A 6525-nucleotide genomic window follows, 5' to 3' on the forward strand; every position below is an offset into this window, starting at 1 on the left:
AATGAAGGATTATATAGATCATTACTTAAATAATAATCGTTCATCGGGAGGAACATTTGTTCCTCCTTTTTGTTTTTTATTGATGTTTCTTATAAAAAATGTATAATAGAATTGTGCTTTTGTATACAGCACTCAATATAGTTATTAAAGGAGTATGATAGTGTCGTGGACTCGAGTCAGATAATGATGGTTGTTATTTTTATTTTATTGATTGGATTGTCAGGCTTATTTTCTAGTGCAGAAACTGCATTTATGTCTGTTTCTAAGATTAGAGTAAAGACTGTAAGTGAGGATGAAGAAGATCCTCATCATGCAAAAGCTTTAATTGTTTCTAATCTTTTAGAAGATACAGATCATTTGTTAAGTACAATTCTAGTAGGCAATAACCTTGTCAACATTTTAGCTTCTTCATTGACTACATCATTTGTAATTAGTGTATTTGGTAATGAAGGAACAGGTGTTGCAGTTGCAACAGGGTTTGTTACGTTAATGATTCTTATTTTTGGTGAAATTACACCAAAGACTTTAGCCGTTAGTAAAGCTGAAGCATTATGTTATAGATTCTGTCGTTTTATTCAATTTATAAATTTTATATTTACACCAGTTGTCGTTATCTTAACTGCAGTGTCTCATGGCTTAATTCATATATTAGGTGGTAATATTGATCCACAGCCTACACTTTCTGAAGAAGACTTAAAAACAATTGTAAACGTGTCTCATGAAGAAGGTGTATTAGAAGATGAAGAAAAAGAAATGATGCATAATATCTTTGATTTTGGTGATACTGATATTAAAGAAATCATGACACCACGTATTCACGTGGCTACAGTTGATTATGATGCGACTTATGATGAAGTGGTTGCTGTATTACAGGAATCGCAATATTCTCGTTTACCAGTTCTTTCAGAAGAGGGTGATGAGATTGTTGGTGTATTACATATCAAGGATATCTTAATGAAGCCTGTTGATCATGAACATTTCCAGGTGAAAGATTATATGCGAGATGCTTATTTCGTTTATGAATTTAATCATATTTCAGATGTTTTTGCTTCTATGCGTAAGGAACATGTGTCTTTATCAGTTGTATTAGATGAATATGGTGTTATGGCTGGTATTGTGACATTAGAAGATATTGTTGAAGAAATCGTTGGTGAAATCGATGATGAATATGATGACAATAGTGAAGAAGTAAAGAAAATCTCTAAGAATGTTTATTTAGTAGACGGCAGTTTAAACATAGATGAAGTCAATGACCGTTGTGGTACAGAATTCGCTTCTGAAGAATTTGAATCTATTGGTGGTCTTGTCTTAGGTCAGGTGAATGGTTCACCCAACCCTCATCAGAAGGTTTATGTAGATGGCTGTATGTTTATTATTGAAAAGATTGATAAAAACAGAATTGAATTATTGAGACTTATTATTCCAGAAGAGGAAAGTCAAAAAGAAAATGAAGAAAAACACGATTAAAGTGTTTTTTCTTTTGGAGGTGAGCAGTCATGAAAGATATATATAATAAAGCAATGGCTATATATGATGACTATCGTTATTATGTACCAAGCTTCTCTAGCGCCGCCTTATCATTTTATCTTATCATCCTGCTGATCCCTTCTATGACTATTATTGCAGTTGTAACATCTTCTTTGCATATAAGTGTAGATATTCTAGAGATGGGTATTAAAGAGTTTATACAGCCAGCTTATGCAGAGATGTTGATTGATACATTAAAGGGTAGTTCTTTAAATACAGTCTCTATATTAGTGTTTATTTGGTCTTTTTATGCTGTATCTAGAGGTGTAGGAAATATCTATGATATTTCTAAGAAGATGTTTGCGATAGAAGAAAGAACTGAATCAGTGATTGCCTGGTATATCTATGTCTTTAAGGTGACAATGCTGTTACTTGGTACATTATTGATTTCTATTGTATTACTTGCAACAGGACCTATATCTAAAGCATTTCATTTTTTATATGGCATTGCATTTATGCGCTTTGTCCTATTATTTCTTATTATGGTCCTATTTTTTATGGCTATCTATATGATAGTCCCAAGAGAACGTATCACATATCATGAAGCCCTTCAGGGAGCCTTTATAACTTCTGGTGGGATAGTGATTTTATATATTGCATTAAACTATTATTTTAAATATGCAGATTTTACATCTTTATATGGACCACTTACCTCAATCTGTGTTATCTTATTTGTATTTGATTGGGCAAGTGAGATTTTCTATGTAGGAATGTATTTAACTCATATTGCATACTTGAGGAGGAACAACGTAAAATGGCAAGAGAAGATTTTGGAAAGAGTAAACCAAGAAGAAAAAGCTTTAACAACGACAGAAAACCTAGAAAGGATAGCCGCAAAGGCTTCAACAAGGGGTCTGACAAAGGCTATAAGAAAGAAAATAGAGGGCCAAGAAAAGACTTTGACAGAAAACCAAGAAAAGATTTCGACAAGAAGCCAAGAAGAGATTTTGACAGAAAACCAAGAGAAGACTTCGATAAGAAACCAGCAAGAGAATTTGATTCAAAACCAAGAAGATTTTCATCAAAACCAAGAAAAGAAAGAGAAGAAATAAATATCAAGAAGCTTGGTATTAATGGTGAAGGTATTGGTTATATTAAGAAGAAAGTTATCTTCGTACAGAATGCTTTACCATTAGAAATGGTTGAAGTAGAAATTGATAAGAAGACACAGACTTATATGTTAGGTCATGTGACTGCATATAAGAAGCCTTCATCAGCAAGAAAGGATCCTGAATGTGATCAGTACAATCAGTGTATGGGATGTGCTTTAAAGCATATGAATTATGCTGATCAGTTAGTTCATAAACGTGAATTATTAAAAGAAACACTTCATAAATATACAGATTTATCTGTAAAAGACTTGGATATCAAGCCTGTTGTAGGAATGAAAGAGCCAGAACATTATCGTCATATCGTTGCTTTCCCAATTACTTACTTCAGTGGAAAGTTATGTGTGGGCGTTTACCAGCGTGAAACAAAGTTCCTTACTTTAATGGATCATTGTCCTCTTCAGACAAAGAAGATCAATTCTTTACTAGTAAAGATCGAAGATATTCTTAATGCAAATAACTGTCGTGATTATAATGATAAGTTCAAGAAGGGCTTAAGATTCTTAATTGTTAGACAGATTGGTGAAGAAATGCAGGTGGCATTCGTTACTGGACAGGATGGTATCAGTCAGACTGTGACTAAAGAAATCGCTGCATTGGATGAAGTGACTGCATTATATTATACAGTAAATACATCTCGTTATCAGGATTTCTATGAACAGGGATTCAAGAGAATCTATGGTCAGACACATGCACAGTATAAGGATTTCAAGATTTCAGTACGTTCTGATATGATCCTTAACCCAGAAATGGATGATGAAAAGACAAGACAGATTGCTTCTTTATTAGATAAGAAGGAAGAAGTATTGTCTATGGGTTGTGGTTCAGGAATTATGGAATTACAGCTTGAAAACAAAGTTGTCGCAATTGATGACAATAAGGTAAGTATCCATGATGCCACTGAAAACGCAAAGAGATTAGAATTAGACAACAAGTTATTTGTTGCAGGTCATGTCAATGATCAGGCAGCACATCATTTAAAGAATCATAGATATGATGCATTAATCATCAATGAAACTGTTGATGGTATGACTGAAGATTTATTGAAGTCTATTACTTTATCAGGTATTAAACATTTAATTATTGTATCTGATAACATGAGTACTCTCGCTAAAACATTACATCAATTAGAAGAAATGTATGATGTGAATACTATTATCTCACTAGATAAAGAACCACATACACCTCGCTTAGAAATTATTGTAGATTTAAAGCGTAAGTAATATGGAAATTGTATTAAGTATTATTTGTATTGTACTATTGGTTGTTGTTATTTATCTTCTCTATACAACACAGATGAAACTTCATGAGAAGATGGCTGAAACACAGGCAAATAGTTCATCTCTTGATAGACAATATAATTCTATTATTACGATGTTAAATGATGCGAGTACATCACTAGGTCAATCTGATACAAAAATAAATCAGATGATCAATGATATGCATGATATTAATGTAATTATGACCAATACAAAAAAGAGAGGGACATTTGGAGAATATCAGCTCTACCATATCCTATCTCTTTATTGTGGTGATAATTCACATATCTTTGAATCACAATATCATTTAAGTAATGGAAAAATAGGGGATGCCGCTTTACATTTACCAGGTAATACTAAAGTACTCATTATTGATTCTAAGTTTCCTATGGAGAACTATTTAAAGATAGTAGATAATCCTAAGGATGTTGTTTATCGCAATGAATTCAAGAAGAATGTAAAGAAGCATATAGATGATATTTCTAGTAAATATATTACCGAGGAAACATTGGAAGAGGCGGTAATGTTTATTCCTAGTGAAGCCATCTATCTTTATTTATGTGATGAATGTGCTGATTTATATGATTATGCACATAATAAGAAGGTCTTAATGACATCTCCTTCTACACTTATGGGGGTTGTCTTTACACTTATTAATATTACTAAAGACTTTAATCGTTCTGAGAATATTAAAGAAATAGAACAGCGTATTATTAAACTTAAAGAAGATACGAATCGTTTAGATGAACGTTATGACAGAGTCATGAAGAACTTAGGTTCTCTTGAAAAGAGTCTGAAGGAACTAGAGATATCTAAAAATAAGATCAGTAAAACAATCAATCAAGCCTATGATGGTGCTATAGAAGAGGAGTAATCCTCTTCTATTTTTTTACGTAAAAAGGAGGGGAAAACCCCTCCAGTCTAATTTACAGAATCACTTTTATTCATGCTTTCAAGATATGTAAATATATCTTTCGCATTATCACTATAATCACAACTTAGAACAGCCAATGACATCAATAAGAATAGATCACTATAATTACTTAATTCTAAGTCTATACCAATCGCATTCTCATCTCTTACTCCCACTAATTCCTGCTGCTCATGCGCAAAACCACGATCCACTGCCTTAGAAACAAGCAGTTCGTAGTTTCCTTCATAATAACTGGAAACAAAATCATTAAAATCCTTACCGACAATCTCTATTACATTTTCAATTGTCTCATCAGATTCTTCTGCAAGTGTATTGATAAACTGTTCTAACATCACAACAACATACTCAATTACACTATCCGCATTTGCAGTCTCTTCGTTATATATGACATACATGCCTTTGTCATCATAGTAAGATGTAAATAAATGTTTCATTAATCTTCTTTACCTAATGTTGCAACCATAACAGCTTTAATTGTATGAAGTCTATTTTCTGCTTCATCAAATACAACAGAGTTTTTGCTTCTGAATACTTCATCATCCACTTCACGAACATCTAATCCCTGTTCATGTTTTACTCTTGCTGTTTCTGTTTCGAAATCATGGTAAGATGGTAGACAATGCATAAATAATGTATTGTCATTATGTGTCTTACTCATTAATTCTTTGGTTACTTTAAATGGACTTAATAATTCCACTCTTGGCTTATACAATGATTCATCTTCACCCATTGAAACCCAGATATCAGTATAGATAACATCAGCACCATCAACTGCATCTGTATCATCAGTAATAGTCAAACTTCCACCAGACTTTTTACATTCTTCCTGACAATAAGCCACAACTTCTGGATCCATTTCTAATGATTTAGGACCTAAACATACAAAATGCATTCCCACCTTACATGCACCATACATTAATCCATAACATACATTATTTCTAATATCACCAGTAAAGACAAACTTAATTTCATTTAAAGGCTTATCAAGATGTTCCTGAATAGTTAGAAAATCAGCTAAAGTCTGAGTAGGGTGGTCAACATCTGTTAAACCATTCCATACAGGTACTCCTGAATACTTAGCTAATGCTTCAACATTTTCCTGCTTAAATCCTCTAAATTCAATTCCATCAAACATTCTACCTAGTACTTTCGCTGTATCTTCAATTGACTCCTTCTTTCCCATCTGTGACTGAGTCAAGAAAGTAGCATGTCCTCCTTCATCAAGAACACCTACTTCAAAAGCACATCTTGTACGTGTAGATGTTTTTTCGAATAATAAGGCAATATTCTTGCCTTCAAGTGAATGACCAATCTTTCCTGCTTTCTTCTTAGCCTTTAGCTTTTTAGCTAAGTCTAGAAGATAATAGATTTCTTCTTTAGTATAATCCTTAAGTGTTAAAAAACTTCTCCCGTGTAAATCCATAATTATACTTCCTTTCTACTTATATTTCTTTACCTACTACTTTACCAATTTCTCGTAATTCTTCAATAAGTTTTGTATATTTTTTAGGCTTTAATGACTGAGCCCCATCACATAATGCATGTTCTGGATCATTATGTACTTCAATAAGTAATCCATCACATCCTGCTGCCACACTTGCCTTAGCCATTGGTTCTACTAACCACCATTTACCACCAGCATGTGATGGGTCAATGATTACAGGTAGATGAGTCATTTTTCTAAGTACTGGAATAG

Annotated in this window: 7 protein-coding genes; 4 read left to right on the plus strand and 3 right to left on the minus strand. The window is 32.9% G+C overall.

Annotated elements, in window-relative coordinates; genetic code table 11:
* Nucleotides 1–183 precede the first annotated feature (183 nt).
* The 4 genes from ACT8VG_RS05960 to ACT8VG_RS05975 are packed head-to-tail and all read left to right on the plus strand — an operon-like array spanning nucleotide 184 to nucleotide 4769.
* Entirely contained in the window at nucleotides 184–1467 is a 1284-nt protein-coding gene (locus ACT8VG_RS05960) for an HlyC/CorC family transporter (protein ID WP_288704835.1), read from the plus strand.
* A 29-nt stretch (nucleotides 1468–1496) separates the two neighbouring features.
* A complete protein-coding gene (locus ACT8VG_RS05965; RefSeq protein WP_440252425.1) occupies nucleotides 1497–2579 on the plus strand; it encodes a YihY/virulence factor BrkB family protein in 1083 nt (360 codons plus the stop codon).
* Between the two features lie 17 nt (nucleotides 2580–2596).
* A complete protein-coding gene (gene rlmD / locus ACT8VG_RS05970) occupies nucleotides 2597–3859 on the plus strand; it encodes a 23S rRNA (uracil(1939)-C(5))-methyltransferase RlmD (protein WP_432272435.1) in 1263 nt (420 codons plus the stop codon).
* Nucleotide 3860: 1 nt separating this feature from the next.
* The gene (locus tag ACT8VG_RS05975) at nucleotides 3861–4769 is read left to right on the plus strand and encodes a DNA recombination protein RmuC (protein ID WP_217106279.1); all 909 of its coding nucleotides are present in this window, start codon (nucleotides 3861–3863) and stop codon (nucleotides 4767–4769) included.
* A gap of 47 nt (nucleotides 4770–4816) precedes the next feature.
* Here the strand turns inward: ACT8VG_RS05975 and ACT8VG_RS05980 are convergent, their stop codons facing one another.
* From ACT8VG_RS05980 to ACT8VG_RS05990, 3 genes are all read right to left on the minus strand, one after another.
* A complete protein-coding gene (locus tag ACT8VG_RS05980) occupies nucleotides 4817–5263 on the minus strand; it encodes a hypothetical protein (RefSeq protein ID WP_195921246.1) in 447 nt (148 codons plus the stop codon).
* Nucleotides 5263–6252 (minus strand): ornithine carbamoyltransferase, encoded by a 990-nt coding sequence (gene argF, locus ACT8VG_RS05985; protein ID WP_286181614.1) that lies wholly within the window; start codon nucleotides 6250–6252, stop codon nucleotides 5263–5265. The genes ACT8VG_RS05980 and argF overlap by 1 nt, the downstream gene beginning before the upstream one ends.
* Nucleotides 6253–6271: 19 nt before the next feature.
* A partial coding sequence (locus ACT8VG_RS05990) for a hypothetical protein (RefSeq protein WP_444195399.1) occupies nucleotides 6272–6525 on the minus strand: 254 nt, incomplete at its 5' end.

The organism is Catenibacterium sp. (assembly GCF_052354645.1).
In the GTDB taxonomy this organism is placed as follows: domain Bacteria; phylum Bacillota_I; class Bacilli_A; order Erysipelotrichales; family Coprobacillaceae; genus Catenibacterium; species Catenibacterium mitsuoka_A.

Coding starts and splice junctions, on each gene's coding strand:
- ACT8VG_RS05960 (WP_288704835.1), top strand. CDS start 184: ATGATGGTTGTTATTTTTATTTTATTGATTGGATTGTCAGGCTTATTT.
- ACT8VG_RS05965 (WP_440252425.1), top strand. CDS start 1,497: ATGAAAGATATATATAATAAAGCAATGGCTATATATGATGACTATCGT.
- ACT8VG_RS05975 (WP_217106279.1), top strand. CDS start 3,861: ATGGAAATTGTATTAAGTATTATTTGTATTGTACTATTGGTTGTTGTT.
- ACT8VG_RS05980 (WP_195921246.1), bottom strand. CDS start 5,263: ATGAAACATTTATTTACATCTTACTATGATGACAAAGGCATGTATGTC.
- argF (WP_286181614.1), bottom strand. CDS start 6,252: ATGGATTTACACGGGAGAAGTTTTTTAACACTTAAGGATTATACTAAA.